Origin of the sequence: Methylosinus sp. KRF6 (assembly GCF_018887255.1) — a bacterium.
Lineage (GTDB): Bacteria > Pseudomonadota > Alphaproteobacteria > Rhizobiales > Beijerinckiaceae > Methylosinus > Methylosinus sporium.
Window position 1 is genome coordinate 1 of the sequence record NZ_JAHLJF010000042.1, and the last position, 1,471, is coordinate 1,471.

Below are 1,471 nucleotides of genomic sequence, written 5' to 3' on the forward strand. Positions count from 1 at the left end.
CATTACAGTTGCTTTTTTAGATGGGCTCGCCTTGCTTCGGCTTGGTGCGCTCGTCGCCATAACGACCATGCGATGACGAACTCGGGACGAATGCGTTTTCGTGCGAGGCGCGTGGCGATGCGTCGGATTTCCTGCATCGACCAGCGGATCAGCTCGCCGTCGATCGAGGCCGCGTAGCTTTTGTCGTCATTGCGCGCCGGATCTTTTTGGGGGACGGCGTCGCCGGTCCATTGGCGTGAACACGTATCGTCGCCATCATGGCGAAGGCCAGCATGACGAGCGAGACATGACGCCGCCATCCATGCCATGAGCGCGTTTCGTTGTGATCGAGGCCCAGCTCGTTCTTGGCGGTTTCGAAGCTATCCTCGATCGCCCAACGATGGCCTTCGATTTTCGCCAGCGCTTCGATCGTCGTTCCACTCGGCGCCCATGTCGTGAAGAAGGCGAGATCGCCATCGGCGATCTTGCGGCGGATCAGCAATCCGCGGGTCCAGACCTGGCCGCCCTGCGCCTCATTGTAATCGCCGCCGGCGAGATCGGCGAGCTCGAGATAGGCCCAATCATGGAGCCGCTCGCCTTTCGTTCCAGCGCCAGCCGAAAGACGTTTCCAAGCGGACAGCGGCAAGCGGTCGGCGATCTCTTTCGCCGTGCCCGCGACGGCGCTCGGCTTGCCCCAGGAGTAGAACGTGTCGTTGGATTTGACGCCCAGCACATAGCCTTTGCCGGCGCGCCGCAACGCCATCTCGATGTCGCCGACTCCGTAGACCGTGTCGGCGGCGACGAAGGAGAATGGAACATTCGCGGCGATCGCCCGCTCGATCATGGCGAGCGCCAACGCCGGCTTGGTGGCGAAGCCGCCATTGGCGCGATCGATCAGTTCCTGCGGAACATGCGCTTTCGCCATACGCGCTTTGTCGTCCGTCCAGCTCTTGGGCAGATAGAGTTCGCGGTCGATGAAGGCATGCCCGTGACCCGATACATAGCAAGCGAAAACGCCGATCTGGCAGTTCGTGATCTTTCCCGCCGAGCCCGTGTATTGCCGTGAGACGCCGCAGGACGCCTTGCCTTGCTTCAGAAAGCCCGTCTCGTCGACGACAAAGACCGCATCGTCGTCGGCCAACGTCTCCAGCGCATAGTCGCGCACAATGTCACGCAGCGCATCCGCGTCCCAACGTCCGCGGCCCAGAATGGCCTGTTGTCGCCAGGGCCCCGGATCGCCGGCGGCTTCCGCCCGCATCCAGCCCGTCTTGCGGCGTTCTTCGCCGAGCAGTCCCTCGAGGAAAGCCTCTGCCGATCGCGCCACGCGGTCTTGCGTGAACAGCGGATGCATCCGACGTTTCACATCACGCAGCGACGACGCCCACAACTCCAGCGTCGTCTCGATCGAAGCTCCCGCCATCCCACGATCCCCGAACCGAATCATGGTGGCCTAGTGAGTCAGAAACCGCCTAATTACGCAACTGTAATGCTA

Annotated in this window: 1 pseudogene; it reads right to left on the reverse strand. The window is 62.2% G+C overall.

What is annotated here, in order from left to right:
• Nucleotides 1–148: 148 nt before the first annotated feature.
• A pseudogene (locus tag KP010_RS22430) lies at nt 149–1,418 on the reverse strand (IS701 family transposase); the annotation flags it as partial.
• Nucleotides 1,419–1,471: the final 53 nt, after the last annotated feature.